This window comes from Bacillus sp. 2175 (assembly GCF_057812155.1).
On record NZ_CM173819.1, the window covers coordinates 1754274 to 1780270 of the forward strand.

General features: G+C 34.0%; 38 protein-coding genes and 1 pseudogene. 35 read left to right on the forward strand and 4 right to left on the reverse strand.

Annotation, left to right across the window (positions count from 1 at the left end; genetic code table 11):
- Positions 1-12: 12 nt before the first annotated feature.
- On the forward strand, positions 13-1488 hold the full coding sequence (locus tag ACXKY9_RS09425; RefSeq protein WP_000405394.1) for an amidase family protein: 1476 nt from the start codon (positions 13-15) through the stop codon (positions 1486-1488).
- Positions 1489-1537: 49 nt separating this feature from the next.
- Here the strand turns inward: ACXKY9_RS09425 and ACXKY9_RS09430 are convergent, their stop codons facing one another.
- A complete protein-coding gene (locus tag ACXKY9_RS09430) occupies positions 1538-2755 on the reverse strand; it encodes an MFS transporter (protein WP_001245226.1) in 1218 nt (405 codons plus the stop codon).
- A 274-nt stretch (positions 2756-3029) separates the two neighbouring features.
- Here ACXKY9_RS09430 and ACXKY9_RS09435 point away from each other — a divergent pair, with 274 nt between their 5' ends.
- The 5 genes and pseudogenes from ACXKY9_RS09435 to ACXKY9_RS09455 form a co-directional block, all read left to right on the forward strand.
- Positions 3030-3458 (forward strand): NfeD family protein, encoded by a 429-nt coding sequence (locus ACXKY9_RS09435; RefSeq protein ID WP_000741975.1) that lies wholly within the window; start codon positions 3030-3032, stop codon positions 3456-3458.
- A gap of 2 nt (positions 3459-3460) precedes the next feature.
- The gene (locus ACXKY9_RS09440) at positions 3461-4429 is read left to right on the forward strand and encodes an SPFH domain-containing protein (protein WP_000226253.1); all 969 of its coding nucleotides are present in this window, start codon (positions 3461-3463) and stop codon (positions 4427-4429) included.
- The gene (gene spoIIP, locus ACXKY9_RS09445; RefSeq protein WP_000613905.1) at positions 4407-5654 is read left to right on the forward strand and encodes a stage II sporulation protein P; all 1248 of its coding nucleotides are present in this window, start codon (positions 4407-4409) and stop codon (positions 5652-5654) included. The genes ACXKY9_RS09440 and spoIIP overlap by 23 nt, the downstream gene beginning before the upstream one ends.
- Before the next feature lie 89 nt (positions 5655-5743).
- Positions 5744-6334, forward strand: coding sequence for a histidine phosphatase family protein (locus tag ACXKY9_RS09450; RefSeq protein WP_001166434.1), 591 nt, complete (start codon positions 5744-5746; stop codon positions 6332-6334).
- A 6-nt stretch (positions 6335-6340) separates the two neighbouring features.
- Positions 6341-6643 (forward strand): annotated as a pseudogene (locus tag ACXKY9_RS09455) (HAD hydrolase family protein); the annotation flags it as partial.
- 22 nt (positions 6644-6665) lie between these two features.
- Here ACXKY9_RS09455 and ACXKY9_RS09460 read toward each other — a convergent pair.
- Positions 6666-7757: a tyrosine-type recombinase/integrase gene (locus tag ACXKY9_RS09460; protein ID WP_000237493.1), complete on the reverse strand. Its 1092-nt coding sequence runs from the start codon at positions 7755-7757 to the stop codon at positions 6666-6668.
- A 739-nt stretch (positions 7758-8496) separates the two neighbouring features.
- On the opposite strand from ACXKY9_RS09460, the gene ACXKY9_RS09465 reads away from it, so the two are divergent.
- Together ACXKY9_RS09465 and ACXKY9_RS09470 are read left to right on the forward strand one after the other, a co-directional pair.
- Positions 8497-9717 (forward strand): AimR family lysis-lysogeny pheromone receptor, encoded by a 1221-nt coding sequence (locus tag ACXKY9_RS09465; protein ID WP_000936291.1) that lies wholly within the window; start codon positions 8497-8499, stop codon positions 9715-9717.
- A 256-nt stretch (positions 9718-9973) separates the two neighbouring features.
- Positions 9974-10120 carry a hypothetical protein gene (locus ACXKY9_RS09470; RefSeq protein ID WP_001033792.1) on the forward strand — a complete coding sequence of 49 codons (147 nt, stop codon included), beginning with the start codon at positions 9974-9976 and terminating at the stop codon, positions 10118-10120.
- Here the strand turns inward: ACXKY9_RS09470 and ACXKY9_RS09475 are convergent.
- Positions 10117-10461, reverse strand: a complete 345-nt coding sequence (locus ACXKY9_RS09475; protein ID WP_000258007.1) for a helix-turn-helix domain-containing protein — start codon at positions 10459-10461, stop codon at positions 10117-10119. The two genes, ACXKY9_RS09470 and ACXKY9_RS09475, sit on opposite strands and share 4 nt — an antisense overlap.
- 175 nt (positions 10462-10636) lie before the next feature.
- Between ACXKY9_RS09475 and ACXKY9_RS09480 the strand changes: the two genes are divergently transcribed.
- The 11 genes from ACXKY9_RS09480 to ACXKY9_RS09530 all read left to right on the forward strand — a co-directional run bounded on the left by ACXKY9_RS09480 (position 10637) and on the right by ACXKY9_RS09530 (position 16029).
- Entirely contained in the window at positions 10637-10843 is a 207-nt protein-coding gene (locus tag ACXKY9_RS09480) for a helix-turn-helix domain-containing protein (RefSeq protein WP_000714354.1), read from the forward strand.
- A gap of 75 nt (positions 10844-10918) precedes the next feature.
- On the forward strand, positions 10919-11107 hold the full coding sequence (locus ACXKY9_RS09485; protein WP_000549467.1) for a helix-turn-helix transcriptional regulator: 189 nt from the start codon (positions 10919-10921) through the stop codon (positions 11105-11107).
- A gap of 24 nt (positions 11108-11131) precedes the next feature.
- Positions 11132-11287 (forward strand): DUF6906 family protein, encoded by a 156-nt coding sequence (locus ACXKY9_RS09490; protein WP_000788398.1) that lies wholly within the window; start codon positions 11132-11134, stop codon positions 11285-11287.
- Positions 11288-11332: 45 nt separating this feature from the next.
- Positions 11333-12076 carry a phage regulatory protein gene (locus ACXKY9_RS09495; RefSeq protein ID WP_015382272.1) on the forward strand — a complete coding sequence of 248 codons (744 nt, stop codon included), beginning with the start codon at positions 11333-11335 and terminating at the stop codon, positions 12074-12076.
- 161 nt (positions 12077-12237) lie between these two features.
- The gene (locus tag ACXKY9_RS09500) at positions 12238-12546 is read left to right on the forward strand and encodes a hypothetical protein (protein ID WP_000176230.1); all 309 of its coding nucleotides are present in this window, start codon (positions 12238-12240) and stop codon (positions 12544-12546) included.
- A gap of 23 nt (positions 12547-12569) precedes the next feature.
- Entirely contained in the window at positions 12570-13217 is a 648-nt protein-coding gene (locus ACXKY9_RS09505) for a sigma-70 family RNA polymerase sigma factor (protein WP_038415676.1), read from the forward strand.
- 243 nt (positions 13218-13460) lie between these two features.
- Positions 13461-14477, forward strand: coding sequence for a hypothetical protein (locus tag ACXKY9_RS09510; RefSeq protein ID WP_015382274.1), 1017 nt, complete (start codon positions 13461-13463; stop codon positions 14475-14477).
- A complete protein-coding gene (locus tag ACXKY9_RS09515; protein WP_002133989.1) occupies positions 14440-15252 on the forward strand; it encodes a DnaA ATPase domain-containing protein in 813 nt (270 codons plus the stop codon). The genes ACXKY9_RS09510 and ACXKY9_RS09515 overlap by 38 nt, the downstream gene beginning before the upstream one ends.
- Positions 15253-15293: 41 nt before the next feature.
- A complete protein-coding gene (locus ACXKY9_RS09520; protein ID WP_000436951.1) occupies positions 15294-15560 on the forward strand; it encodes a hypothetical protein in 267 nt (88 codons plus the stop codon).
- 71 nt (positions 15561-15631) lie between these two features.
- Entirely contained in the window at positions 15632-15796 is a 165-nt protein-coding gene (locus tag ACXKY9_RS09525) for a DUF3954 domain-containing protein (protein WP_000817807.1), read from the forward strand.
- Positions 15797-15813: 17 nt separating this feature from the next.
- Positions 15814-16029 carry a Thoeris anti-defense Tad2 family protein gene (locus ACXKY9_RS09530; protein ID WP_001025406.1) on the forward strand — a complete coding sequence of 72 codons (216 nt, stop codon included), beginning with the start codon at positions 15814-15816 and terminating at the stop codon, positions 16027-16029.
- On the opposite strand, the gene ACXKY9_RS09535 is transcribed toward ACXKY9_RS09530, so the two are convergent.
- Positions 16026-16325, reverse strand: a complete 300-nt coding sequence (locus ACXKY9_RS09535; RefSeq protein WP_000705118.1) for a hypothetical protein — start codon at positions 16323-16325, stop codon at positions 16026-16028. The genes ACXKY9_RS09530 and ACXKY9_RS09535 overlap by 4 nt on opposite strands.
- 150 nt (positions 16326-16475) lie before the next feature.
- On the opposite strand from ACXKY9_RS09535, the gene ACXKY9_RS09540 reads away from it, so the two are divergent.
- From ACXKY9_RS09540 to ACXKY9_RS09615, 16 genes are all read left to right on the forward strand, one after another.
- A complete protein-coding gene (locus ACXKY9_RS09540; protein WP_001098845.1) occupies positions 16476-16775 on the forward strand; it encodes a DUF8088 domain-containing protein in 300 nt (99 codons plus the stop codon).
- 353 nt (positions 16776-17128) lie between these two features.
- Positions 17129-17536, forward strand: coding sequence for a hypothetical protein (locus tag ACXKY9_RS09545; RefSeq protein WP_000404184.1), 408 nt, complete (start codon positions 17129-17131; stop codon positions 17534-17536).
- Positions 17537-18944: 1408 nt separating this feature from the next.
- Complete coding sequence (locus ACXKY9_RS09550) at positions 18945-19226, forward strand: hypothetical protein (RefSeq protein ID WP_000965619.1); 282 nt, start codon at positions 18945-18947, stop codon at positions 19224-19226.
- A 165-nt stretch (positions 19227-19391) separates the two neighbouring features.
- On the forward strand, positions 19392-19556 hold the full coding sequence (locus ACXKY9_RS09555) for a hypothetical protein (RefSeq protein ID WP_000866514.1): 165 nt from the start codon (positions 19392-19394) through the stop codon (positions 19554-19556).
- A 27-nt stretch (positions 19557-19583) separates the two neighbouring features.
- Positions 19584-20069, forward strand: a complete 486-nt coding sequence (locus tag ACXKY9_RS09560) for an ArpU family phage packaging/lysis transcriptional regulator (protein ID WP_000166155.1) — start codon at positions 19584-19586, stop codon at positions 20067-20069.
- Positions 20066-20608: a site-specific integrase gene (locus ACXKY9_RS09565; RefSeq protein ID WP_001012176.1), complete on the forward strand. Its 543-nt coding sequence runs from the start codon at positions 20066-20068 to the stop codon at positions 20606-20608. Before ACXKY9_RS09560 ends, ACXKY9_RS09565 begins: the two co-directional genes overlap by 4 nt.
- Before the next feature lie 206 nt (positions 20609-20814).
- Positions 20815-21060, forward strand: coding sequence for a hypothetical protein (locus ACXKY9_RS09570; protein WP_015382276.1), 246 nt, complete (start codon positions 20815-20817; stop codon positions 21058-21060).
- Between the two features lie 402 nt (positions 21061-21462).
- Entirely contained in the window at positions 21463-21750 is a 288-nt protein-coding gene (locus ACXKY9_RS09575; RefSeq protein WP_000017440.1) for a hypothetical protein, read from the forward strand.
- Positions 21751-21786: 36 nt separating this feature from the next.
- Positions 21787-22014 (forward strand): hypothetical protein, encoded by a 228-nt coding sequence (locus tag ACXKY9_RS09580; protein WP_000464752.1) that lies wholly within the window; start codon positions 21787-21789, stop codon positions 22012-22014.
- A gap of 45 nt (positions 22015-22059) precedes the next feature.
- Positions 22060-22239, forward strand: a complete 180-nt coding sequence (locus ACXKY9_RS09585; protein ID WP_000443965.1) for a hypothetical protein — start codon at positions 22060-22062, stop codon at positions 22237-22239.
- Positions 22240-22273: 34 nt separating this feature from the next.
- Positions 22274-22513: a hypothetical protein gene (locus ACXKY9_RS09590; protein WP_000002725.1), complete on the forward strand. Its 240-nt coding sequence runs from the start codon at positions 22274-22276 to the stop codon at positions 22511-22513.
- Between the two features lie 16 nt (positions 22514-22529).
- Positions 22530-22742 carry a hypothetical protein gene (locus ACXKY9_RS09595; RefSeq protein WP_000773601.1) on the forward strand — a complete coding sequence of 71 codons (213 nt, stop codon included), beginning with the start codon at positions 22530-22532 and terminating at the stop codon, positions 22740-22742.
- 134 nt (positions 22743-22876) lie between these two features.
- The gene (locus tag ACXKY9_RS09600) at positions 22877-23131 is read left to right on the forward strand and encodes a hypothetical protein (RefSeq protein WP_176887160.1); all 255 of its coding nucleotides are present in this window, start codon (positions 22877-22879) and stop codon (positions 23129-23131) included.
- A complete protein-coding gene (locus ACXKY9_RS09605) occupies positions 23121-23498 on the forward strand; it encodes an HNH endonuclease (RefSeq protein ID WP_001139454.1) in 378 nt (125 codons plus the stop codon). The genes ACXKY9_RS09600 and ACXKY9_RS09605 overlap by 11 nt, the downstream gene beginning before the upstream one ends.
- Positions 23499-23627: 129 nt before the next feature.
- The gene (locus ACXKY9_RS09610) at positions 23628-24131 is read left to right on the forward strand and encodes a phage terminase small subunit P27 family (protein WP_000233390.1); all 504 of its coding nucleotides are present in this window, start codon (positions 23628-23630) and stop codon (positions 24129-24131) included.
- A gap of 1 nt (position 24132) precedes the next feature.
- Positions 24133-25827, forward strand: coding sequence for a terminase large subunit (locus tag ACXKY9_RS09615; protein ID WP_000621131.1), 1695 nt, complete (start codon positions 24133-24135; stop codon positions 25825-25827).
- The last annotated feature ends 170 nt before the right edge of the window (positions 25828-25997 follow it).

Genomic DNA, 25997 nt, shown 5'->3' on the forward strand with positions numbered 1-25997 from the left:
GGGAGAATATAAATGGAAATTCAGTTTAATCCAATCTTAAAAAAGGAATTAACAATTCAAGATATTCAAAATGAAATGGAATCAGGAAAGTTAACTTCAAAAGAGCTAGTGATGTATTATCTTTATAGAATCGCAAAGTATGATCAAGACGGACCGAAAATCAATTCAATTTTAGAAATCAATCCAGATGCAATTTTTATTGCAGAAGCGTTAGATTATGAAAGAAAGACAAAAGGTATAAGGGGTCCATTACATGGAATACCTGTTTTGCTTAAGGATAATATTGAAACGAATGACTCCATGCATACAAGTGCAGGTACAATAGCTCTAGAACAAAATATAAGCAGTGAAGATGCATTTCTCGTTACTCAACTGCGAGAAGCAGGGGCAGTGATAATTGGAAAAACGAATATGACAGAATTAGCAAATGCAATGTCTTTTGAAATGTGGGCTGGATATAGTGCAAAAGGTGGTCAAACAATCAATCCATACGGAACGGGCAAGGATCATATGTTTGTTGGCGGATCTAGTACAGGATCTGCGATAGCAGTTGCTGCTAACTTTACAGTAGTATCTGTTGGGACAGAAACCGATGCTTCTATTTTGAGCCCCGCTGTTCAAAATTCTGTAGTAGGTATTAAACCGACTGTCGGTTTAATTAGTCGTAGAGGAATTATTCCATTTACTTATTCACAAGATACAGCTGGACCATTTGCTAGAACGGTAACAGATGCTGCTATTTTGCTAGGGAGTTTAACTGGAGTGGATGAGAAAGATGTAGTTACTCGAAAAAGTGAAAATAGGGCATATCGGGATTATACATCTTACCTTGATGCAAATGGTTTAAATGGAGCGAAGATTGGTGTGTTTAACGATGCACCAAAAGATTATTACGAAAATGGTGAGTATGATGAAATCTTGTTTAAGGAAACGATTCAAGTATTACGTAATGAAGGAGCGACAGTAGTAGAAAATATTGATATTCCTTCTTTTCATAGAGAATGGAGCTGGGGAGTTCCGCTTTATGAGCTGAAGCATAGTTTAGATAACTATCTTTCTAAATTACCTTCTACTATCCCGGTACATTCTATTTCGGAGTTAATGGAGTTTAATAAAAACATAGCAGAAAGAGCTTTAAAATATGGACAAACTAAGTTAGAGGGAAGAAAAGATTTTCCTAATACTTTACGAAATCCAGAATATTTAAATGCGAGATTAGAAGATATATATTTTTCTCAAGAACAAGGCATTGATTTTGCATTGGAAAAATATAATCTTGATGCGATACTGTTTCCTTCCTATATAGGTTCTACTATATGTGCAAAAGCGGGTTATCCGTCTATAGCAATACCAGCAGGGTATATGGAAAGCGGGAGGCCTTTTGGAATTACCATTGCAAGCACTGCCTTTAGTGAAGGGATATTAATTAAATTAGCTTATGCTTTTGAACAAGCGACAAAGCATAGAAAAATCCTCAACTTATCATGAATAGAATAAACAAAGAGGACAGGAATCCCTGTCCTCTTTGTTTTAGTGATTAAATTGAAATATCGTTCTGCTCTGTCTTATGATATTTTAATAAACTAAAAGATAAACAAGCGGAACATAAAATAAGAATAGAAGCGATGATATAAATTGTACGAACACCGAACATATCAGTAATAATGCCAATGCTAAGCATAGATAGTCCAGAGGCTGTTGAAAGAAGTGCACCATGTGCTGTATACATTTTGGATAATAAAGCAGGGGCGACACTTGATTGTAAAACAGTCGTTTGGGAAATATCTCTAATTTGATAACATGGTCCCATTAGAACACATAGAAAAAGCGCAATAAATCCGCTGCTCGTCATACCATATAAAAATGTAAGAATGCTAAATATAAGAGAGCCAATCGACATAGATCGTATTAAATTGTTTTGAATATAGGAACTCATTTTCCATGCTAATAGACCACCGATTAACGTGCCAACATAATAACTTGTATTAATATATCCCCACCATTCTTCGCCTTTATGAAGGATAGTCGTAACGTATGCCATCGTAATAGCACCAATCCATATTGTCCCTGCGAAAGTTTCGATTAAGTCCATATATGTAACGGTACGGAGAGAAGGATTTTGAAATAGGAGTTTCCAACCTTCCAATAAAACAGTACTTTTGGAAGAGGGAGAATCTGCTATTCTTTCAGTATGTATGGAACGTAATGAAAAATGTAAGGCAATGCATCCGAAAATCATTAAAATGTTATTAATCATGAGTGTAGAAGTAGCGCCAATGAGAAGAACGACAATACTCGTAAATGAATAAGCAACGGCTTGCACAATTTGTGTTGAAAAGGAAAAGATACTATTTACTTTTACTAATTTTTCTTTCGGTGTAAGGCGCGGGAGAATACCGTATAATAACGGAGCACTCCACCCACTACATAATGAAATGACAAAAATAAAAGTTAATAGAGCTATAATGTTTGTGGATAAGACCGGGAACAAAATCATTAATAATAGTAAAAAGACTGTTTTCAGCCATTGGAGCGTATATAACAGCGTATAAGATGGAAAACGATTTATTATAAGTGGTGCAGAGATGTTAGCAATTAGATTTGTGATAACTTGTAATAATGGAAAAAGAGCAGTAATAGTAGCTGATTTAGTTGCTATATAAATATGAGTTGTAATAATCATTACATATACGATGTCAGCGAGAGTAATGCATATTTTGGAACCTAAATAGTAGATTAGTGACAGGTTTCTCAATAAGATTATCACCTCTATAAAAAATAGTATTTAGTAATTAGAATAATTGTAATTTAAAAATTAAAATTTTTAAAGAATTTAATTTTTTGTCACTTTTTGAAAGGGATTTTCATGTATAATGAAGGATATATTGATATAGTATTATATTAATGATCATTGTAACAGTGAGTATGTACAATAGCTTGTAGCAAACGCCCAAGTGTAAGAAAGGGCGGATAAACCATTCTTTTCTTCATATACATATAGAAAATGAGAAAGAAAGTGAGGGTTGCATATGGCTGCTTGGGTAATTTGGTTTATAATAGCTGGTATTTTATTTATCGCAGAAATGTTGTCGATTACATTTTACATGCTTTGGCTTGGAATTGGAGCTGTTGTCGGAGGTCTTATTGCTTTGTTTGCTCCTGATGCACTACTGTTACAAGTTACTGTTGGTGCAATTGTTAGTTTAACTTTGACATTCTTTACGAAAAGAATTTCAAAAAACTTTCGAGAAGCAAAAGGTTTTACTGATACAGTAGATATGCTTGTTGGTAAAAAAGGGATTGTTATGCAAACGATTACAAATGAAGCGAATGGTATTGTGAAAGTGGATGGAGATACTTGGACAGCTATTGCAGATTCTTCAATTGATGCTGGAGAAAAAGTCGTTGTTATAAAGAGGCATAGTACTATATTACAAGTGAAAAAGGAGAGTGAATAAATATGGTAGCATTAACGTTAACGATTATATTCGCACTAATTGTAGTTACATTTATCGCATTAACAATTAAAATTATTCCTCAGCAAAAAGTTGGGGTTGTTGAAAGATTTGGTAAGTTTCAACGTATCATGCACCCAGGGTTAAATATTTTAATACCAATTGTAGATCGTGTTCGTGTATATCATGACTTACGTATTCAACAAACGAATGTACCACCGCAAAAGGTAATTACGAAAGATAATGTTCAAGTAGAAATTGATACTATTATTTTCTATCAAATTGTTGAACCAGAACTTGCGACATATGGTATTTCAAACTATGAATATGGTGTTCGTAATATTACTTCAGCAACGATGCGTCAAATTATCGGTAAAATGGAACTGGATGAAACGTTATCTGGTCGTGAAAAAATTTCAACAGAAATCCGCTTAGCGCTTGATGAAGCAACAGAAAAATGGGGCGTACGTATTGAACGTGTCGAAGTTGTTGATATTAACCCGCCAAAAGATGTGCAAGCATCAATGGAAAAACAAATGAAGGCTGAGCGTAATAAACGTGCGATTATTTTAGAAGCTGAAGCAGCAAAACAAGATAAAGTCCTTCGTGCTGAAGGGGAAAAGCAAAGTAAAATCTTGATGGCTGAAGGGGATAAAGAAGCGCGTATTCGCGAAGCTGAAGGTATAAAAGAAGCAAAAGAATTAGAAGCGCAAGGGGAAGCAAGGGCAATTGAAGAAATCGCAAAAGCAGAACAAAATCGTATTGAATTGCTTCGTGAAGCGAATTTGGATGAGCGTATACTTGCTTACAAATCATTTGAATCATTAGCTGAAGTTGCAAAAGGACCAGCAAATAAAGTCTTTATTCCGTCTAATGCAATTGAAACACTTGGTACTCTTGGGGCAATTGGAGAAATATTTAAAGAAAAACAAGTGAAGAAACTACCTTCAAATGATACAGGAAAAGAACAATAAAAGTGAGGAAGAGAAATGGGATACCATTTCTCTTTTTTTTGCGTATATTCCGAAAAGCTTGTACATATCCATGTATAAAGAAGGTGATGCAGTGAAAAAGTATGCAACTCGAATACATGGGAAGAAACTGATTTCGTTACTCCTTTTATATGCGCTAATAGTAATTATGATAGCGTCGATTTTGACGTCATTTTTACATACAATGAAATCGAATTATGCAAATCAATGGTTTGGAAAAGTATCGATGCAAGGTTTTGTTCAAATGATAGAAAGTGAGAATCGCTATTACGGATTTGATTATTTTAAGAAGAATAAAAGAGAGTCAGTTGGAAATTTAATGTTCTCTATTGCGACAGATTTGAAAATTAAAGATTTAAGAACATTCGTCGGTAAAGAAGTACCTGGTATGTCAAAGTATTATTCTAATATTATCGTAGCTGGGGAAGGGACAAACTTGACGAATATCCCAAATGAATCTAGTGTACCGATTGAAGAAGTAACGAAAGAACGGGAAGTAGCAAAAGATAAAGTTACAGAAGCGGAAAAGAATAATCCGGTTCAGAAAAAGAACGGAGCGAAAAAAGGTGAAAGTGCAGTATATATTTATCATACACATAGCTGGGAATCCTTCTTTCCATTATTACCAGGGGCTACGGATCCATCAAGTCCAGATGTAAATGTGTCCTTACTAGGGAAACGTATGAAAGAGCAACTTGAAGGACAAGGAATTCCGGTAGTTCACGATAAAACGAATATGGGTGATTTATTAGCGAGTAAAAAATGGAAATGGCCGCAATCATATAAAGCGTCTCATGAATATGTAAAAGAAGCATTAGCACAAAATAATAAAATTGCGTTTCCAATTGATATACACCGTGACGATCAGCGTAAGAAAGTAACAACAAAAGTAATTAACGGAAAATCGTATGCAAGATTATATTTTATAATTGGGATGGAAAATGAAGGCCGTGCTGAAAATGAAAAAATTGCAAGAGCGATCAATAGTTATTTAGATGAAAACTACTACGGATTAAGTAGAGGGATTTTTCCCAAGTATAAAAAAGATGGAAATGGCGTTTATAATCAAGATTTATCGAAAAATGCGATGTTAATTGAAGTTGGTGGTGTTGATAATACGTTAGATGAATTATATAACACAATTGATGTGTTAACAGAAGCGTTTAGTAAATATTATTGGAATGATGCGGAAAAAGTGAATGGATGAGGGACGGGAGACCGTTCCTTTTTTATTTTGGAATCTTAAAATGTGATATAATGGAATTTTATGAATGTTAAATAAAGGGAGAGAGAAACATGCAAATACTACTAATACGCCACGGAGAATCAGAAGCTGATATTTTACATGTGCATGAAGGTCGAGCTGATTTTGAGTTAACTGACAAAGGGAGACAACAAGTACAAAGACTTGTACAGAAAGTGAAAAAAGATTTTGCGCCAGATTTCATTTGGGCAAGCACATTAAAACGCGCTCGTGAAACGGGTGAAATATTAGCAGAAGCAATTGGTTGTCCAATTCAATTAGAAGAGGAATTAATGGAGTTTAATAATGGAGTGCAAGCAGGCGTATCATTTGAAGAAGCAAAGAAATATCCAGAGCCAAAGTTTCTTCATGACCGTTTTGAAAACGGAGAATCATTTATTGAGTTTCGAATGAGAATAGAAGGAATCTTTTCTAAAATTATGATAGAGAATACATATGATCGAATTGCAATTGTTGCCCATGGAGGCGTAATTAATAGTCTATTACGTGCATTTTTCAAAATGCCAATTTCAATGGACTACTATTTCAAAATGGGAGATACGGGAATAAGTTTAATTGAAATTGAGGGTGAACAAAAAACGGTGCATTTCATTAATGATACGAATCATTTGGACGGGATGTAAAGACTTATGTACAAAGTTGTATTTTTCGATGTTGACGGTACGTTATTAAGTGAGATTGATAGAAGCATGCACGAAAGTACAAAAGAAGCGATACGAAGGTTAATAGATAAAGGAATTCACGTAGTTGTTACAACTGGAAGACCGTATAGTTTATGCTCACAATTTAAGGAACTAGGTATAAATACGTTTATTTCAGCAAATGGTGCACATATAAAATGTGGGAAAGAAGTTATACATAAATCAGTACTTTCAAGCGAAATCGTTCATGATATTTCAAATTTTGCTGAATTACATGGTCACAGTGTTTCTTAATGTGATTATAACAGGGTTTTTAAACCCTGTGGCAACATTTTGGTACCTTTTTTACTAAATCTTCTTCTATAAATGCAATTACTTCTGCTTGTTTTGAAGGGTATAGGTGGCTATACGTATTTAGGGTTGTAGCCACATCTGAATGACCAAGACGTTGTGCTACTATAAGTGGACTTACACCCTTGTTAATTAGATATGATGCATGGGAATGCCTAAATTCATGTAACAAGATTCTTTTAACACCAGCGTTAAGTACATAGTTTGTATACTTTCTATCGAGAGTGCTTGCTGATATGCTAGTATAAAATTCGCCAAACACAACGTAATTAATTTTGATAGGTGATTTTACTGTAGCATGCTCTTTTAAATTTTTCAATAAATCGATTACAAGAGATGGTAACATAATAATTCTATTTGAGGATTTTGTTTTTGGTTTTGTAATTTTTCTGTTAAACTCTGTTTTATTTATATTTATTGTTTTTTCTTCAAAATTGATATCTTCCCAAGTTAAAGCTAGTAGCTCCCCTTTTCTAGCACCGCTATAATAAAGTGTCGAGAAAAAAGTTTTATATAATAAATCGTCTACACTATCAATAAATTGATGAAATTCATCAAACTCCCAAAAATTCATTCGTTTATTCGATTCCTTTTCGAAATTTCCAGCAATGCGTGCAGGATTGTTTGTTAATCCATGAAATTTAATTGCGAAGTTGAATATGGAAGAGAGTACAGTATGAATTTTTTTTAAATGGTCTGCGGAATAGTTGTTAATAATTTTATTTTGATAATGCATAATGTGTTTGGCCGTAATCTGGTCAATTTTGATTTTGTTAAATTCTTGTATTAAATGATTGTATATTATATTTCTTATAACGTTTATTGATGTGTGCTTTCGTCTTTGGCAATACCAATCAAAATAACTATCTGCAACTTGAGCAAATGTTAAGTTTGAATTTGTTTCTTTTTCAACTAACATTTTAGCTTCAGCTTCACGAGCTTCCTTTTTTGTTTTAAACCCACGACGTTTCACTTGTTTTTGAGTGCCATCAAACTGACGGACTCTGACGACGAAGAAATATGTTCCTCGTTCTTTATCTTTGTAAATCACCATAAGAATCCCTCCTGTATAAATAAAGATCGATAATTCAATTTATTGAGTAGATTATAACTTGTTTGTTACCAAAAGAAAAGACGCTCAAAATAAATTGAGCGTCTTACTTTGACTTGAACCACTTTAATTTTAATAACATATAACTTAAAAACTCCCCACTAATAATAGTGGAGAAGATTGGTAGGGAAACCAATCAGGATGATACAAGTAAGGATAAAATCATAGTACCATAATAATGTCTTGACGCATATTGAGAAATTCAAGCATTTACTTCGTGTTATATTGTAATATATTTTCAAATTGGTGGGGTGCAATTATTAAAAAATGGCTGGTTTCTACATGGATTTTAGCAGAATATATTGAAAAATGAACCAATGCTCATTACGAATATAAAACATATGAAACTGCATTCAAATATTTTCAACATTTTTCTCAGAAGTTATATTGAGAAATAAATTTTAGTGTGGAATAGAATATGAGCCCATGCTAAAATTAGCTCTGTGTACAGTAAATAGGTTTCTGTAGAATTAATAGACAGAATAATCGTAAAAAACAAAATAAATAAAAGCATAAAAACTCGCAGAGCGTGTGTAAGAGGTACAACTAACAAAGCCTTTCACACTGTTCATCCTAGCTAACTTAGGACAAACATTTGCATCATACGAGTTCTTCGTCAGTGTAACACACACCTAGTAATTTTAAAATGTGTTCTGAGTTGAGAAAATTAAGGAGGCTTTTTATGTTACCGGATGGAGGGAAGAATACTTTGAAGCCGCTACACCTTGAAATTTGTGAATTAATTGACAATAGCCCTGAGCTAACATATGGGAGTGTTGCTGAGGCTATTGGAGTAAGTCCTCAATATATGTCTAAGTTCAAAAAAAGTGGGACAATTAGTTTTTGTAGTCTCTTGAAATTGTCGCAAGTATTAACGTTGCCGGATGAAAACTACAAAACTATAATGCGTGATTTCTGCTTGAAAGTTGATACAACAGAACTAATCAAACAAAGCTTTGAGTACGCTTCGATTACTAGGGATATTGAATTGTTAAAACGTTTGATAGGAAAATATCGAAAAGATAAAGGAAGTATTCAGGAGTTTGTGGATGTTTACGAAATACTGTATCAATACATGCTAAGGCAGATTGATGGGGAATCACTGATTGAAGAAATAAATAACTTACGACAACCTACAGATTGTTGTTTGCGAATATTAATTAGCATTATGAAATGCTATGGTTACTATTTTTCTAAAGAGTTTCCAATGATGATTGGGATTGGCAAAGAAATAGAGCAGAGACTCAAACAGTTAAGTGGTGGACGTAAGGATTTTCTCCAGCATTGCTATTTTTATAAGGTATACGAAGTCTTAGCACCTGTACATCTACGATCAAATAATAGAGATATGGCAAGAAAATATGCTTCTATTATTAAAAATGCAAACGTTGGTATCAAAGCTATTTCAGATGCATCATATATAATTGGCATGTCTTATTTACTTGAAAATAAACAGAAATGTTTATCAATGGTAAAAGAATCATATAATTTATCTAAACGGATTGGTGATCAGGGCTACGAGAATGAGGCGTTTTATAATATGAAAATGGTAGAAATGTATTATGCTGCGGAAACAGACGGGACGGCTAGTGTATTGGCTGACGTCGACAAATATGCTCAAGTTTTTTATCAAAAAGAAAAGGAAGACTTTATTGTGTTATTTAAGGCAATGCAAGATATGTCTAATGAAAGCTTACATAAATGTCTTCAGCAATTCTTTACTCAAGGCAATTACTTTTTTTCCAGTCTAAGCGCAAGAGAATTATATAAGAGAGGGGAAGATTCTGCTATAATTAAGTGGATGATGGATTATAAACAAGAAGTGGGAGGGAATGAAGTTGAAGAAGAGAATATTGATATTTTCAGTGATGTTAACTTTAATGATGATGCCATTTGTCCCTAATAAGGGATTAGAAGGAAAGGTTTTGGATAAATACACTAATTATATGGATGTTAGACCAGGCGGTTGAATTATATGGACCCACTTAGTGAAGTTGAAAAAGTGGGCCTTTTTTATTTGTCAATATATTTTGCTAAAAAAAAGCATTTTGTTTTTTGGCTAGTCTTGAGACATCTATAAAAATTAGTAATAAAATTATAAAAAAGGTGCTAATTTACAATGGGTGATGAGATTATTACTTATAGGAGAGATTAGACAAATGAACAAGATAAATGTTAAAAAAATTAAACAGGAAAACACTGAAGATAAAATTAAAAAGATGTTAATGTTAGAACAAATTTTTAGTGAGGATGAAGAATACATACTTGCAGTTAGTAAAATTAAAGCCATGATTAATAATAATTAATCATGGCTTTTTTCGTGTATTTTAATTAAATCATCAATTAATTTTATAATGTTTTGTTTTGTTTCTTGCGGCATATTGTCTAGACGTTTCATGAGATGAGCAGTTTCCGAATTTATTTTTTCTGTTTCAAGTGAAAGGTCGGTTTGCATACCCAATAAATAGTCGATAGAGACGCCTAAGACAGTAGCTATTTTATAAGTGTTCTCTCGTGAAGGGCTCTTTCTATTGGTTTCGTATAAGGAAATCGCAGACCTATTTACATTTAAAGCTTCCGCTAGTTCTTTTTGTGATATGTTCTTTTTCGTACGAATAGACTTTATACGCTCTCCTAACGTTACCATTACTAACACCCTCCGGTTAACTGAATTAAACTTTTCTATTGATTATGATAACTAAAAAAGTATAACAAAGCAATGTTTTTTAAAGAACAAGATATTAAAAAAAAGATAAAAAGGGTTTACAAAGAAAATATATTTAGTGTATGATGTTAACACAGGTAACAGATGGAGGGCGAAAATGAAAAAATTTAATGGGAAGAAACTGTCTTTATTAAGAAAAAATAAGGGGTTTTCACAGAGGGAATTGGCTCAATTATTAAACTGTAGTCATTCTTTAGTTAATTTAATGGAAAACGGAAAAATCCAGCCAACAACCTCAAAATTATTAGGGATGTCGGAAGTTTTTAAAATTCCAATGGATGATTTATTCATCGATTTTTTTTAACTGACATGTTAACAGTGTTAACTTTATGTTGGATTATGATTGAAAACTAATTTAATTAGAAAAGGAATGATATCCATGCACAAAAACTTATTTATTGCTCGAAAAGAGCAACGTATGACGCAAGAAACAATTGCAAATTTAATCCATATTTCACCGAGAACATATTTTGCTAAGGAACACGGTAAAAGTGATTTCACCCTAAAAGAAGCTCAGAAACTAGCAAAATACTTCAAAACAACAGTGGACGAGCTGTTTGAAAAATAAACAGAAAAGGTGGGAGGAGCATTTATGAAAAATGGTAAAAGACCAACCAAGAGAGAAAAGATACATATCAATTCATATAATTTAAATCCTGATAATTGGCTAATCTTTAAGAAAGTAGATGATGAATTACATTTAGTACATCGTCATACGAACTCAATACGAATCATTCCAAGTGCATAGGGTGGTGGACTGGACAAGCATTATTAAAATTTAGGAGGGCTTTACATGGATGGATTAACAGTAGCAAACGAACTGGTATTTGAAAGTAATGGTGAGGTAGTAACGGATAGTTTGACAATTGCTGAGATTTTCGGTAAACGACACGATAATGTTATATCAGATATTAAACTTCAAATGGATTATGCAGGAGCAGAATTCTCACTCCTAAATTTTGAGGAGTCAACTTACACAAATGAACGTGGTCGAATATATCCCAAGTACAATTTAACAGAAGAAGCATTTACATTAGTTGTTTTTGGGTACAACACGAAAGAAGCAGTGCAAACAAAAATTCGATTTATACAAGAATTTAAACGTATGAAGGAATACATCAAAAAACAGCAACATGTACCTACAGATCCCATGAGTATTTTAAAGCTTACTTTTGAAGCGCTAGAAGGGCAAAAGCAAGAACTCCAGCACATCAAATCAGATGTCAAAGACTTACGAGAAAATGCGCCGTTATTTGCTGTAGAATGCGATGAAATATCAAATGCAGTCAAGCGTCATGGCGTTGCGCTATTAGGTGGTAAACAGTCTAATGCGTACCAACATGCGGGGATTAGAGGTAAGGTCTACCGTGATATCTATAATCAGTTATATCGTGAATTTGGAGTAACAAGCCATAAAGCAATTAAACGTGGTCATTTGGCACTCGCAACAAAGATTGTTGGAGAGTATACGTTACCTATTGTGCTGAGTGAGAAAATTAATATAGTAAACTCTCAAATTAAGTTCTCTGAGATGTGAAAAAGTTGGAAGGAGGAAATAACTATGATGGAAGAAAGTGTTTTTTCAGTATGTATCACTGGGTTTCTGATCTGTGGGCTTTTGCTTGTTGTTTATGCACTCGATAAACCAATTAAAGAATTTACAAAAGATGTGGAATGAATTTGAGAGGAGAAAGCGCTATGACGTTATCAGTTTTAAAGAAAGATGTACAGAAAAAACAAATACTAGATGAATTCTTGCAGCATTGTGAAAAGAAACAAATAGAGGCGATTCAAAAGAATGATCCATTGTTACTTTGCATTTGGATTAAAGAAGCACGATTGGCTCGACGGGAGCTTATAGCGCTATACCGTGAGAAAGAAAAATATGATAACCAACTTGAACAGGATCGTAAAAGCATTTTAGGGATTGTGGAACATTTAAGAAGTAGAGGCATCAATGCTTCAGCCGTGGAGAGGGTACATTGTATAGCAAACTATTATATTTAAAAACAAGAAGGGATGGTAAAAAAATGACAGCAGAAGAATTATTTGAAGAAAAGAAATATTTAGTGATTGCAGCGATCAAGCAACAATTTGGAAGTATCGCAAGAGCTGGGCAGATTGCAGAAATAAACAATATGGATTTGGATGATTTAATACAAGTTGGCCATCTGTATTTATGGGAGCATTGTATGAATTATGATCCAGAGAGAGTAGATACATTCAATGCATACGTGATGAAAGGCATGAAATGGGCAATGAGTGATGAGCTTCACTTGAAAGGGACTCCTTTTAAGATAAGCAGACGAGTTGGTCATGAGGAACGGAATAAAATGAATATTCATTCGATTGATTTGCATCGAGATGAGGAAACAGTAAAAGAATTTTATGCAGTATCTCCTATTGATGTGGAAAAAGAAGCGATATTATCCATTGAATTTGAAGAAGTGACGAGTGTACTTGAAGAACAAGAAAAGTCAATTATTCTGCACGTCGGTGAAGGGTATACCACAGAAGAAATAGCTAGAAAATTAGAGATGAAAAAATCTACTGTTCAAACAAGAAAGACACGGGCATTTTTAAAGATGAATCCAGCTTATAAGCCAATCAAACAAAAATCCTTTTTCTTGGGGAAAAGAATGATAAAGAGAAACCACCAGTTGGGGCTGGTGATCTAATAGAAACACATGTGATGTCATCATAACACATGTTGCGTACGAGATGCAAAAAAAGACCTGTTATAGCAGGTCAAAAGTCAGGGTATTTCGTGAAAGAATATAACTTATTCATCATTCTAACAGGAAAAAGTGAAAAATAAAAGATCGAAAATAAAAAATATTAAATCTTTTTGTTGAGAAATATCAAATACCCTAGCAGTAAAGATATATTGAAAAAATGTTAGATAGAGAAGGGTGACTGGAATGAATACCAATGTAATAAAAGTCGCAAGAATAAACCTGCAAGGTAACACTTTAGACCAGGGCTGGTTTAAGTACCTTACTTTAGAAAATGGCAAGCCCTATATGGTTGCGATTACAATACTTAGCGAAATTTTTTATTGGTATAAACCAACTGAAATAAAGGATGAAAGAACAAATGAAATCCAATATAAACAAAAATTTAAAGCAGACAAACTTCAAAAAAGTTATCAACAATTGGCTGATTCATTTGGTTTTACCAAAAGACAAGTACAAGAAGCATGCAAATACTTAGTAAAAAGAGAATTAATTGCAATTGAATTTCGTACGATCATAGTTAACGGAACTAGGCATAACAACGTTATGTATGTGGAACCAATTGTGAAGAACATCGAAAAAGTTTCTATCTTATATCAAGACCCTATCACGCTAGAAAGTGACACCCTCCCACATTCTAATGAGAGAGGCTCCCACGCTAAAACGGAGGAGGCTCCTACATTGAAACGTGGGACAAATACAAAGATTACTACAGAGAATACTACAGAGATTACTACAAATAAAAAGACTTCTTGTCACAAGTTTGAAACTTGCGACATGGAGCATGCCAAATTGTTATTCCAGTTAATTTTAGAAACCAATCCAGAACATAAAGAGCCGAACTTCGAGAAGTGGGCCAATGAATTCCGCTTAATTCGCGAAAGAGACAAGAAAACAAATCAACAAATTGTGTATCTCTTGGAATGGTCTCAGGATCATTCCTTCTGGAAAAAAAATATATTGTCACCTAGTAAGTTGAGAAAGCAATGGGACAGGTTAGTAATTGAAGCCAAAGAAGAACACGAGGTGAAGAAAAATGAGCAGATTCGCAAGCATAGCGGAAGTCATGGCAGATTTGCAAAAGAGGGCTATGAAAAATTGCCAGAACCAACAAAAAAGTGGAGAGAACTTACAGACAAGGAACGAGAGGAATCACAACAAGAATATGAAAATAACATTGAATGGCTCGGAGAAGACGCTTAATGATACCTGTCCGTTATGCAGTGGAACGGGAATGATCTTAAATGGATGGACAGGTAGAATGTGTGATTGCCAAAAGAAACAATCTGAAATAGCAAGGTTGAAAAATGCAATGATACCAGAAGAATTTGAAGAAGCACGTTTTAAAAATTATATTCGTCATACCGATATGCAAAAGAAAATGTTTAACAGCATGATGGAATACTTAAAAAAGTTTAATGAAATCAGGGATACGAAGCGCAATAGCTTTGGATATATCGCTACATATGGCGAGGGAAGGTTAAAAGCCTTATCCATCAATGAACGGGTTGAGAAAATGAAACTTCACAACAATTACGGATTAGGTAAAACGCATCTACAAATAGCAGCTGCTAGGTGGATTATACAAAATGTTCAAACTGTAAATAAAGACATTGTAAATGCACAACCGAGAGGGTGCAGAGTAGTTTGTATAAGTGATGTCACTTTTATGACAGAGATTATGTCAGCAAAGCGTGATGATAAAAAGGAGTACTTTGAAAAGCTCCATACAGTCGTAGAGTATGCGGATGTGCTGGTTTGGGATGATCTAGGTAAGAGCAAACATACAGAATCTCGTGAAGAAATGTACTACGAAATCATTAATGAGCGATATAAGCGTAAAGCGCCCATCATTTTTAGCTCAAATGAAGATGAATATACCTTACCTGAAAAAATTGGGTTTGCAGCTGCTGATAGATTGCTAGGGATGGCAAATCACTATTTGATTGAAGTCGAGGGAGAAAGTTATAGACGGTAAAGGGGAGAAATCAATCATTTTGTGGGAATGGAGTTGAGTGTATGGAACAATTAACCTTTGAAGATATCGTAGGAAACATGGATTATACAGCGCATAGTACGGCTGAGAAATTCCTCTCTAATCATTCAGTAACACCTACCTATGCAGTAGAATTTTTTGACCGAGATGAAAAACAGAAGTTACGTTGGTTTGAAGTGAATACAGAGGCTGAAGCAAAAGAAAAAGCGGTAGAAACATACGGGAGAATTCAAATCATTAAAGTATATGTGTCCAATCGAACATTGAAAGAAATTATGGAGCTGGACTAAGGGCATTTTTATCAAGAGAGCACATGCATTTCCTAAAATGGACAAGCCAATGCAAAGGAGAACAGGCATAGATGAAAAGAGAAATAGACATGAAAACAAACGGCATTTACATTGTGGTGGATGGAAAAATCAACTTTGAAGAACCCCCAAAGAGCGGCTACGGACAGCAAGTCTTATATTGGGTAAAGGGAAAAGTGTCTCATACACAAACAACGATTACGAAGAAGTTTAAATAAAACGAGGTGGGAAAATAATGAATATACAAGAAGCTACTAAGTTAGCGATGGAACAAAATAAATTTATTTCACGATTACACTTTATGAAGACCTTTAAGGTCAAGATTAAGCCAACAAATACGTATGAGTTGTGTGGAAATTATCCAATTTATCCTAACGAATTTAAACCGCGCAGGGCGTGGAATCCCTGCGCAGATGATTTAATTGCTGATGATTGGATAATTGTTGATTAAGGTAACCATGATCTTGCTTCTTTTGCAAATTTGTATCCGGTTTTAAGAGAATTATTCTCTTCACAATATGCAATCCCTTGTGGAAGTAAGACAGTGTTATAGGCAACATTGTCTGCTGCATACACAGAGACTAAATCTTCATCTCGCAAACGATAGAGTGCTTTCGAAATAAAATCATCAGTCTCATTTTGGTACAACTCTTTAAATGTTTCAAAAGAGAACATATCTGTCCCATGGTTTTTATACTCAGTTACCATGTATTTTAGTAGTTTTTCTGAAAGCTTAGTTATTTTCATTAATTACACCTCCCCTCTATGGGGAATTATATCAAGAAAATTACAATAAATGAGAATTTTATGGGGAATTTAGTCGGGAAGCAAGTCAAGCACGTGTAGATGTAAAGTAAGACAAAATTTGAATTTTATTAAAAAATGGAGGAATGAACCATGAATACAGTAATTATTCAATTCGGTCAAGGTACAGAAGCATGGAAGGATATGCGAGAGATTACGAAATTTCTACAAGAGAAAGGCTATTTCATTGAACCTTATGAAGAAATTGGATCTGTAAAACTAACTAAGAAAATCAGTGACGAATTAGTGGATAAGAAAAGAAAATTCAATTGTGATCTTTGCTTTCAAAATAAGGATATTGAAGAGAAATCAATTTATCAATTTGATGAAGGTGGCGACATTGTCGCATGCATGGATTGTGAGAAAAAAGCATTTGAACATTCAAAAAACTAAACCAAAGCGTTATTTTGTAGCCATGTAAAAAAAGTGCATATTTAATATGTACTCTTGAAAAAAGGAGGCACTTTTGAGAGATGAGACATAATACAGCGTATGCTCGTCTCAAGTAAAAGTGCATCGAACTCAATAAAATATTTGTTTTGGAGGGAAATGAAAGTGGCGAAATGCAATTATGTTGGATGTGACAATGATGCAACAACCAAAGGTTTTATATTTGCTAGAGATCCACAAGGCAGGAAACATCTTCCTACAGATGTATACGCTTGCGATAAACATAAAAAGTCTCTCAGTTTTTTTGAATATAACACTGCTAAAACAAACTAAATTTTGATTTGGAGGAGAACGTAATGGAAATCAAAGTGAATGAGCAAACACAACGTTTTTATCTAGCGTTTGATGAATGGGTACAATGGGTACCTGCAGTTGGTCATGGAATTAAAGTGGGACAATATCATTTTTGTGCAATTCCATTAAGTGACTCTATTAATGTTTCAGAAGTAACGTCAGGTGTGAAGGCTATAAGTGTCCCTATAAATTTAAAGGTTTGGATGTTAACAAGCACTAAGGAAGATACAATGAGGTTTTTAGAAAAAGTTGGTGAGCATTTAAAAATAATTATGGAAGAACGAGGGGATTTTGATGAGTTACTCAAAAAACAGAAAAAAATAGCTTTCGAACGTTTAGGTGCGATGCCACCGATTGAAAATATTGATACGGATTGGATATTTGAGGAGGAAAGTGAAGTTGTACATTAATTGATACAAAATCTTTATTTTTAAATTAAAGAGCGCCTTGTAAAGCTCCTCTGATACCTAATCATAATGAAAATAACGAGCTCATATAGGGAAGTATTTATAATAATTAGGGATCATTATGTTCCAGCTTAGATTTCTCGGCTGGAGGAATAAAATGCTCACGGACAAAGTTTTGATAAATCATACCGCTTATAAATGTAATATAAAACACTACACACAAAAAGATTAAAATGTATTTAAATACCTTTTTCAAATTAGCACCACCCTAAAAGAGAGTTTTAATAGGATGTGTAAAAAAAGGTACGATTATACAAGGGCGGAGCGGTTAGCAAGAATAAAATAAAAACGTTATTTTAAATTTAATAAAAAAAAGAGCACATTAATGTATGTGCTCTAGGTAAATATTTTAAAAAAAGGAGTCTTAAAGAATTTAAATTGTCAATACACTATATGTTTGTCTTAAAAAAATGTGCATGAGATAAAATAGAAATTTTATTTGGGTGAAAGTGAGGTGTAGGGGCTGGAATTAGTTTTTTGGATAGTTATCTTCATTGTAATGGGCCAAATTGCTTGTACAAAGATGGATTTACAACAATTTTTAGATACTTATAAGGAAATGCTGGTTATACAAAACAAAAAGATTGATGACTTATTGAGATATATTAATAAGTGTTAATTAGTAGAAAATATTTAAAAAGAAGGACCCACATTGAGGGGGTGGGTCCTTTTACTGAAGCCAGGCATATATACTAAGCATATAGAGATTAACTATATATTACCAAAAACGAATTGAAATTTCTATGTGCTAATTGTTGAGAAATAATTTATAAAAGTTTTATTTTGTAGAAAATCAACAAAATAAAACGAGCACTTGTGCCAGAGTGCCCGTTTTATAAGATGACATCATTTATTATGTTATGTTTGTGAGTCATGAACAATTAAATGAGTCGAAAAGTAAGGTTCGAAATAGTTTATGTACCTGTTAATAAATAGGTGCTTGTACTAAAAAGAAGTGAAAAAATACAAGGGAGGATTATTGGAGTTCCGGCTTATCGCCCATGTATAGTATGTGCTATGTATGAAAGGATATTCAGATTTGCAAAAAATAAAAAGAGCACCTTCGAACAGTGCTCTTTCCCGGAAGTGTATATTACATGGACTTGCAAGAGGTTTTTAAGGAATAAAATGAATAAGCTCGCTCCTGAAAGGAAGAAGCCATACAATAACATATGAAAACGTCGTCGCAGGAGTGACAATGAAAGTATTTAAAACCCAACAAAATGATCCTTTTAAGTGGTATTTGAATGTTTTTTTGTAATTTCATAGCGAAAAATATTTTATCAGAATTGGTAGGATGCACAAATTTACTGTCGAATTGATACATGAACTAGAAGGAGGGAGACAGTATATGCTATATCATTTGATAAAATTAGGGGAAGCATTAGAATCTGAAGTAAAGCAATCTGAGGGGAGATTATATTTTGATTCAGTTAATTTTGGAGTTTGGGTGTCAAAAAGTATTTTGTATATCGAAAAGTATCATAAAGATTCTTTTATAGTAAATCAAATGAAGCAAAGTTATAAAGAAATAGATTATACAAATAATTATACATTTTACAAATTGATGTTAAGTACATTGAAAGTAATACAAGAAGAGGAAAATGAAGAAAAAGAGGAGGCTAAAGCATAATTTATAATCAATTGAAGGGAAAGTCATAAGGTTATCATATAAGTTTTGAGTAGAAGAATGGAATAAAGTCCGGCTAGAAAACTAGAGGACACCAATTCATTAAAGCAGCAATTCAAGCTGTTTTAGGAATAGGTGTCCTTTTATTTTGAGAAGGGAGATGGGGAGATGAAGGTGTTGAGAGATCAATTACGTGAATGGAAAAGCAATCAAACAAAAAAGAAAACTAAGAAAAAACGAAAAGAGAAGTTAAGCACTCGTCAAATTGAGGATTTAATGGAGGGGCATAGGCCTTGTTATGAACGAAGATATGGAGCAATAAGAGAAAAGTAATTTAAAAATAAAAAGGAGTGGTCTGGAATGACTAAGCAATTATCTTTCTTACCAAAAATCGATAGAGCAGCAACGCAAGAGCAATTGGAGGGGATGTTGGAAAGTGTACGTATATATAAGCAATTTGGAATGATACGTAAGGAAATGAAAGTCACTCCTTCTTATGAAAGGAAAGAGCATGGTCCTACACATGCAGTTGGTAAACCGTTAGAAGATGTAGCAATCTCTAATATTCAACAAAGCAAGCGTGAAGAATGTTTAGAGAAAATGGCATTTCGAGTTGAACAAGCATTAAGTCGATTCGGAAACAATACAGTTGGAAAAAACCAGAGGGACATTATAGTTAAACGATATTTAGAAGACGAAGATGTATGCGATTATATGGTATATAACGAAATTGGCATGAGTGAACGTACGTATCGACGTGTGAAAGCTAGAGCGTTTTATAAACTGGCCTTTGCTCTTAGACTAGAAGTTTATGAAACTGAAGAAACTGGAGGGAATGAATCATGAATTTTGTCCAGCCCATACGTGATTCAGAGCAAATACAACAAATCAAAGAATATTTAAAAGAAAAGAATGCACGTAACTATATTTTATTTGTAATGGGAATCAATACAGGGTTACGTATCAGTGATATTTTAAAACTAAAGGTTGGAGATTTAAAAGGTAGTCATATCTCAATGCGAGAAATGAAGACAGGTAAGCAGAAACGCATACAAATAACAGCAGCACTAAAGAGAGAGCTTCGATGGTTTAATGAAAATAGAGAAGATGATGAGTACCTATTAAAAAGTAGGCAGGGAAAAAATCGGCCAATCGGTCGTAGTATGGCATATAAGATACTAAGTGGAGCGGCAGCAGAGTTCGGATTAGATGAAATAGGAACACATACGCTAAGAAAGACGTACGGGTATCACATGTACATGCAAACGAAAAACATAGCATTACTTATGGAGATATTCAATCATTCGTCAGAGAAGGTCACGTTACGTTATATAGGTGTAAACCAAGATGCAATGGATAAAGCAATGACTAGGTTTAAAATCTAATCATTGCTTTTTTCTTTTTACATCTATACAGTTACTCATAAATTTCGTAATGTGTAACTCAAAAGAGAAAGTGAAATGAAATCAATGATACCAAGGGTTTTGGCGAAGGGGTCAGTTACACACAATTAAACATATGGGTAATTGGAAGGTATAAAATATGCACATGACGTATAAAGGTTATATAGAATGAATGAGAGGTGGAACAGATGATGTGTGAAGAATTGTTACAAGCATTGGTTCAATATCAAATGCAGCAAGGAGAAAAGCTAAGCACATTAAGGTTAAACCAAGATTACTATAAAACAGTATTAGAGCAATTAGCTTACCCTGATTGGCTAATTGAAAAGAAAATTAAGAACTTGGATCAGACGTTTCTCGGGGTTGAAGTAGAACTGACAAGTGAAGTGGAAACTTTTGAAATGAGGAGGATAAAAAAAGTGGCAGAATTTTGACCGCTTTTTGGCAGGAAAAAGGCCGACGTTTTTTATAAAAGCATGTTATATTTGTATTATGAGAAGTGGCGGAAAACACAACTCACTATGTTTTTCTTGAATTCTAAACGGTTCGTAATGACGGCACATAAAATCCGAAACCAGCAGATGGTACTGATTAAATGATACCGTCCATAAAAGGAGCATCCATTTGGATGTTCTTTTTTATTACTAAGCGAACCACATAAACATAAGTATGAGAAGAGCAAAAATAAATAACAAACAGTGTGCAAACTTCATGAAGTACTCCTTTTAGAATTAATATGTATTAAAAGTACAAATAATCTAATATAAATAGTGAAAATAGGTATACAACAATGTAATATAAGTCAGTCATTTTATGGAGCAAGGGTGGTAATCAGGATGAGTGGCTATTCTAAAATTATTTTATCCAATGGAAATGAATATATTGTGCCAATCCAGCCTAGTCTTTTGATTGAAAAGGAACTTATAGATAAGGATGGGGAAATTTACAATAAGTTTATTCTTGTTCCACAAATAGATATAGAAACAGGGAGTAAGATGCAATTTAATTTAAATCCTCAGCATATAGCAACAATTGAAGAATTTAGTATAAGAAGACAAAAGACCGTTCCTTCCGTATTTAGAGTGGAAACAAATAATGAAAGATTGAAGGGAAAGCATCCATAGCAGGTGCTTTTTTTATTTTTAAGGGGGTGAAAAAATATGTTCTTTTTCAAAAGAAAGAAACGGAAGAAGGCAGTTGCTCAAAGCAATATAAAAAAGAATGCTGAAAGTACAAATAATGATTTGTTAATCCAAACGACAACAGCAAGTGTAATAAGCTCTAGTTCAGATTATGGTGGCTATAATAGTAATCATTCAACTTCATGTTCATCGCATTCATCGTATGATTTAGGAAGTTCATTTGATAGTTCGTCAAGTTGTGATTGATCAAGTAGCTGAGTATCTGCTTTTTATTTCGGAGGAGGATGAAGGATGGAATCTATAACAAAAATAATTGCTAATTTAGAAAGAAGCGTTAACGATTTACAAAGAGATAATGATGGTATGAAACAAGCTTTACTTAATGTTTCAACGAATGTAGAAGCATTGAATAGAAAGGTCAATATGTTAGAAGAAACGTTAGCGACGAAAGTTGGTATAACTCATGTTTAACAATTAATTAAACAATATGAGGAGGATTCACAAAATGGCTAATAACAAATTGATTATTGAAGTAACTGCTGATACAACTGAAGCATTAGAAGGGATTAAGGAAGTAACAGAAGTTGCAAATGAATGTGCGGAAGCGTTAGAGAAGTTAGAAAAGGTTATGGGTAGACTTACAAATAAAAAGGATTCTTTATTTATAGAAGTTCCAGTTGTTTTAAATGGTAAAGCAATAGCTAAAAAAGTTAGTGAGTTTACTGAAACTAGAGAAAGGCTTTAACCTGAGGTGATAAAAAATGAAACTAAATAAACAAGAGCAAGCGGTTGCAATTGGTACATTCATTTCAATGCTAGGACAAGACCTTGTAAATGAACGCATCGATAAACAGAAATTAGAAAGAGTACTTCCTATCTTTAATGAAATGCAAGATAATACAACACCAAAGCAAAAGAGAGAAGCAATGATTAGTTTGCTTGGTAAAGCGGTGGATGAATTCTTAGAAAAATAGCTATAAAAAAAGGAAAAGCCACTCGCTTGGGGGGCAAATTACTTTTCCAAATGGCAATGTTAATTCTATTATAACAATTTGTATTTATTTGTAAATATATAATTAGAATATTCTTTTAAATGAGGTGAGGATAGATGAAAGTCTACTGTTCTAACTGCAATGAAGATTACAATATGCAACCAAAAGTAGCACAGCTTTCTAATCGCATTGAGAAGTGTTACTTCACATGTCCTCATTGCGAACATGTGCATGTCCCTGTATATGTGAACGATAAGATTCGTAAGCATCAAGCGGATATAGCTAAGTGTCATGAACGGATTAATAAAAAGAATCTGGCCATCGAGGATGAAATGAAACGATTGAGGAAGAGGATGGAAGGTGCCAAGTAAACCATTCAAGCCGTGCAAGTCATTAGGTTGCAATGAACTAACACGGGATAAGTATTGTGCTAAACATATCGAAAAGGAAAAAGAAATCGTAAAATATTACGATAAACATATTCGAAACAAAAGTTCACGTTCATTTTACAACTCCAAACAATGGAGAGAGATGCGTGGGCTTATTTATCGTAGAGATCATGGCTTATGTGTTCAATGTAGAAGCAAGGATATCATTAAGATAGGTGATGTAGTTGATCATATGATTCCTATTCGTGTTGATTGGTCGAAACGATTAGAACCATCTAATTTACAAACGCTTTGCCATGCTTGCCATAACAAGAAAACAAAAGAAGATGAGAAGAAAAACAAAAAATAATTCGAAAGAAAAAATTTATAAACATCCCCCCACCATGAAAAAGCAAAAGGCGAATTCCTGGAGACCGCCGCCTAGCTTTCCGTGTAAAAAGTTCGTTTTATTCCATAAAAGGGGGTTCAGCCAAGGGAGGTGGTTCACATAGGAAGGAAAGCGAAGCCGATTCATTTGCATTTGTTAGAAGGTAATACAAATCGATTGACAAAAGATGAAATTGAACAACGATTAAAAGCTGAAAAACAGTTGCAAGCAAAAAAGGACAAGGTAAAGCCACCAACGTGGTTAGATTCAGTTGCAAAGAAAGAGTTTAGGAGAATTGCTGGTGAATTATTGGAGCTAGACGTAATCACGAACATAGATGTGAATGCATTAGCAACATATTGCGATGCTTACTCTGACTATGTTGAATGCACCAAAATTATCCGAGAAGAAGGACTTCTTGTTGAATATACCAATAAGGCAGCTGAAACGAATAAAGTTCCCCATCCACTACTTACAAAGAAGAAACAGTTACATGAACAAATGAAGGCTTTGGCTGTTGAGTTTGGTCTTACACCGAGTGCAAGAGCGAAAATTGTCATTCCAAATAGTAAACAAGGTCCGAAAACAAACGTAGAAAAGGAGTTTGACGTATAACATGATCAGACAATGGATGCTGGACTACTGTGATGATGTACTAAATGGCGAGGTTGTTGCTTGTCAGAAGCATAAACAAGCTTGTAAGCGATTTTTAAGAGATATTGAACGTGAAGGATCTGAAGATTTTCCATATGTTTTTAAGGAAGAAAAAGCTCTCCGTTTCTTAAAGTGGATGTCTCTTTTTAAACATACAAAAGGAAAATTAGCAGGTCAGAGAATTGAACCACATTCCATACAAATTTTCGTGTTTAGCAATATTTATGGATGGGTGCACCGAAATACAGGGTTACGTCGATTTAAAAAGGCATATTGGCAAGTAGGGCGTAAAAATGCAAAGTCACAATCTTTAGCGTGCGTGGGCTCATATGAAGCAATGGCCTTTGGTGAGAACATGTCGGAAGTATATGTTGGTGCCACAAAAACAGAGCAAAGTAAAATTGTTTGGAACGAAATTAAAGCGCAAATGAATGGGTGCGAAGACCTAAAAGAAAAATTCAATATTGCGTATGGGAAAATTGAGCATCTCAAAACAGATTCTTTTATTTCCGCGCTCTCAAAAGATGCGGGAAAATCCGGGGATGGACTAAATGTTCAGTGCGGGATTATTGATGAGTATCATGCCCATCCTACCTCTGAAATTTATGATGTTCTGGTGTCAGGTTCAGGTGCTCGTCCGAATCCACTCATGATGATTATTACAACAGCTGGTTTCAACTTGAGCCATCCTTGCTATCGTGTGGAGTATCAATATGTTTCTAAGATTTTAGACCCGAACATTGATATTGAAAATGAAGAATATTTTGTGATGGTCAATGAATTAGATAAGGATGATGAAATTACGAATCCTGAAGTCTGGGAGAAAGCGAATCCTATTTTATGTAGTTATGAAGAAGGACAATCTTTTTTAAAAGGAGAATTGCAATCAGCATTAGATGTCCCAGAAAAAATGCGGAATTTCCTGACTAAAAACATGAATCGTTGGGTGGACATGAAAGAAAATGGGTACATGGACATGCAAAAATGGAAAAATTGTAAAGAAACTGTGGAATTATCCGAATTAAAAGGATTGGAATGTACAGTAGGTGTCGATTTATCAGCAAAAATTGATTTAACAAGTATTTCATTCGAGTTTAAAAAGGATGATAAGTATATCGTATTAAGTCATAGCTTTATGCCGGAAGATACGTTAGCTGAAAAGAGACAAACGGATAAAGTGCCTTATGATTTGTGGGTACAACAAAAATGGATTACCACAACACCTGGTGCGGTAGTTGATTATGAATTTATCAAAACACATATTAGAAATATGGAAAAAGACCATAAATTTAAGATTAAAGAAATATGTGCGGATCCTTGGAATGCAACGCAATTCATGCAAGACATGGAAGCAGAAGGGTATACGATGATAGAAATACGCCAAGGGATGGCAACTTTATCAGGTCCTACAAAAGATTTTAGAGAACAAGTGTATTTAAAGAAAGTCATCCACAATAACAATCCTGTATTAAATTGGGCAACAAGTAACGCTATAACAAAACAGGATGCGAACGAAAATATTATGTTGGACAAGTCAAAAGCAACAGAAAGAATCGATCCGATTGCGGCTGTCATTAACTCACATGTTCGTTGTATGCTCAATTCTGGTGAGGTAGACTTAAATTCCTATATTTTAAGTCAAGATTTCTCATTCTAGGAGGAATGACATGCGGTTTTTATTATTTTTCATCAGTATTTTAGAAGATATTCTATTGATTACGGGGTTGTCCATTATTGTTGGGACGACTTTTTTTATGAATCCGATTTACGGCTGGTATCTGTTAGGGGTTATTCTCACAATGTTGGGGGTGGTAATGATAAGAAGAT

Coding starts and splice junctions, on each gene's coding strand:
- ACXKY9_RS09490 (WP_000788398.1), top strand. CDS start 11,132: ATGAAAAATGGTAAAAGACCAACCAAGAGAGAAAAGATACATATCAAT.
- ACXKY9_RS09505 (WP_038415676.1), top strand. CDS start 12,570: ATGACAGCAGAAGAATTATTTGAAGAAAAGAAATATTTAGTGATTGCA.
- ACXKY9_RS09600 (WP_176887160.1), top strand. CDS start 22,877: ATGAAAGTCTACTGTTCTAACTGCAATGAAGATTACAATATGCAACCA.
- ACXKY9_RS09540 (WP_001098845.1), top strand. CDS start 16,476: ATGAATACAGTAATTATTCAATTCGGTCAAGGTACAGAAGCATGGAAG.
- ACXKY9_RS09580 (WP_000464752.1), top strand. CDS start 21,787: ATGTTCTTTTTCAAAAGAAAGAAACGGAAGAAGGCAGTTGCTCAAAGC.
- ACXKY9_RS09560 (WP_000166155.1), top strand. CDS start 19,584: ATGACTAAGCAATTATCTTTCTTACCAAAAATCGATAGAGCAGCAACG.
- ACXKY9_RS09500 (WP_000176230.1), top strand. CDS start 12,238: ATGACGTTATCAGTTTTAAAGAAAGATGTACAGAAAAAACAAATACTA.
- ACXKY9_RS09525 (WP_000817807.1), top strand. CDS start 15,632: ATGAAAAGAGAAATAGACATGAAAACAAACGGCATTTACATTGTGGTG.
- ACXKY9_RS09510 (WP_015382274.1), top strand. CDS start 13,461: ATGAATACCAATGTAATAAAAGTCGCAAGAATAAACCTGCAAGGTAAC.
- ACXKY9_RS09595 (WP_000773601.1), top strand. CDS start 22,530: ATGAAACTAAATAAACAAGAGCAAGCGGTTGCAATTGGTACATTCATT.
- ACXKY9_RS09440 (WP_000226253.1), top strand. CDS start 3,461: ATGGTAGCATTAACGTTAACGATTATATTCGCACTAATTGTAGTTACA.
- ACXKY9_RS09535 (WP_000705118.1), bottom strand. CDS start 16,325: ATGAAAATAACTAAGCTTTCAGAAAAACTACTAAAATACATGGTAACT.
- ACXKY9_RS09590 (WP_000002725.1), top strand. CDS start 22,274: ATGGCTAATAACAAATTGATTATTGAAGTAACTGCTGATACAACTGAA.
- ACXKY9_RS09545 (WP_000404184.1), top strand. CDS start 17,129: ATGGAAATCAAAGTGAATGAGCAAACACAACGTTTTTATCTAGCGTTT.
- ACXKY9_RS09495 (WP_015382272.1), top strand. CDS start 11,333: ATGGATGGATTAACAGTAGCAAACGAACTGGTATTTGAAAGTAATGGT.
- spoIIP (WP_000613905.1), top strand. CDS start 4,407: ATGATACAGGAAAAGAACAATAAAAGTGAGGAAGAGAAATGGGATACC.
- ACXKY9_RS09515 (WP_002133989.1), top strand. CDS start 14,440: ATGAAAATAACATTGAATGGCTCGGAGAAGACGCTTAATGATACCTGT.
- ACXKY9_RS09470 (WP_001033792.1), top strand. CDS start 9,974: ATGAACAAGATAAATGTTAAAAAAATTAAACAGGAAAACACTGAAGAT.
- ACXKY9_RS09530 (WP_001025406.1), top strand. CDS start 15,814: ATGAATATACAAGAAGCTACTAAGTTAGCGATGGAACAAAATAAATTT.
- ACXKY9_RS09565 (WP_001012176.1), top strand. CDS start 20,066: ATGAATTTTGTCCAGCCCATACGTGATTCAGAGCAAATACAACAAATC.
- ACXKY9_RS09520 (WP_000436951.1), top strand. CDS start 15,294: ATGGAACAATTAACCTTTGAAGATATCGTAGGAAACATGGATTATACA.
- ACXKY9_RS09550 (WP_000965619.1), top strand. CDS start 18,945: ATGCTATATCATTTGATAAAATTAGGGGAAGCATTAGAATCTGAAGTA.
- ACXKY9_RS09575 (WP_000017440.1), top strand. CDS start 21,463: ATGAGTGGCTATTCTAAAATTATTTTATCCAATGGAAATGAATATATT.
- ACXKY9_RS09475 (WP_000258007.1), bottom strand. CDS start 10,461: ATGGTAACGTTAGGAGAGCGTATAAAGTCTATTCGTACGAAAAAGAAC.
- ACXKY9_RS09485 (WP_000549467.1), top strand. CDS start 10,919: ATGCACAAAAACTTATTTATTGCTCGAAAAGAGCAACGTATGACGCAA.
- ACXKY9_RS09450 (WP_001166434.1), top strand. CDS start 5,744: ATGCAAATACTACTAATACGCCACGGAGAATCAGAAGCTGATATTTTA.
- ACXKY9_RS09570 (WP_015382276.1), top strand. CDS start 20,815: ATGATGTGTGAAGAATTGTTACAAGCATTGGTTCAATATCAAATGCAG.
- ACXKY9_RS09585 (WP_000443965.1), top strand. CDS start 22,060: ATGGAATCTATAACAAAAATAATTGCTAATTTAGAAAGAAGCGTTAAC.
- ACXKY9_RS09555 (WP_000866514.1), top strand. CDS start 19,392: ATGAAGGTGTTGAGAGATCAATTACGTGAATGGAAAAGCAATCAAACA.
- ACXKY9_RS09425 (WP_000405394.1), top strand. CDS start 13: ATGGAAATTCAGTTTAATCCAATCTTAAAAAAGGAATTAACAATTCAA.
- ACXKY9_RS09460 (WP_000237493.1), bottom strand. CDS start 7,757: ATGGTGATTTACAAAGATAAAGAACGAGGAACATATTTCTTCGTCGTC.
- ACXKY9_RS09465 (WP_000936291.1), top strand. CDS start 8,497: ATGTTACCGGATGGAGGGAAGAATACTTTGAAGCCGCTACACCTTGAA.
- ACXKY9_RS09615 (WP_000621131.1), top strand. CDS start 24,133: ATGATCAGACAATGGATGCTGGACTACTGTGATGATGTACTAAATGGC.
- ACXKY9_RS09435 (WP_000741975.1), top strand. CDS start 3,030: ATGGCTGCTTGGGTAATTTGGTTTATAATAGCTGGTATTTTATTTATC.
- ACXKY9_RS09480 (WP_000714354.1), top strand. CDS start 10,637: ATGAAAAAATTTAATGGGAAGAAACTGTCTTTATTAAGAAAAAATAAG.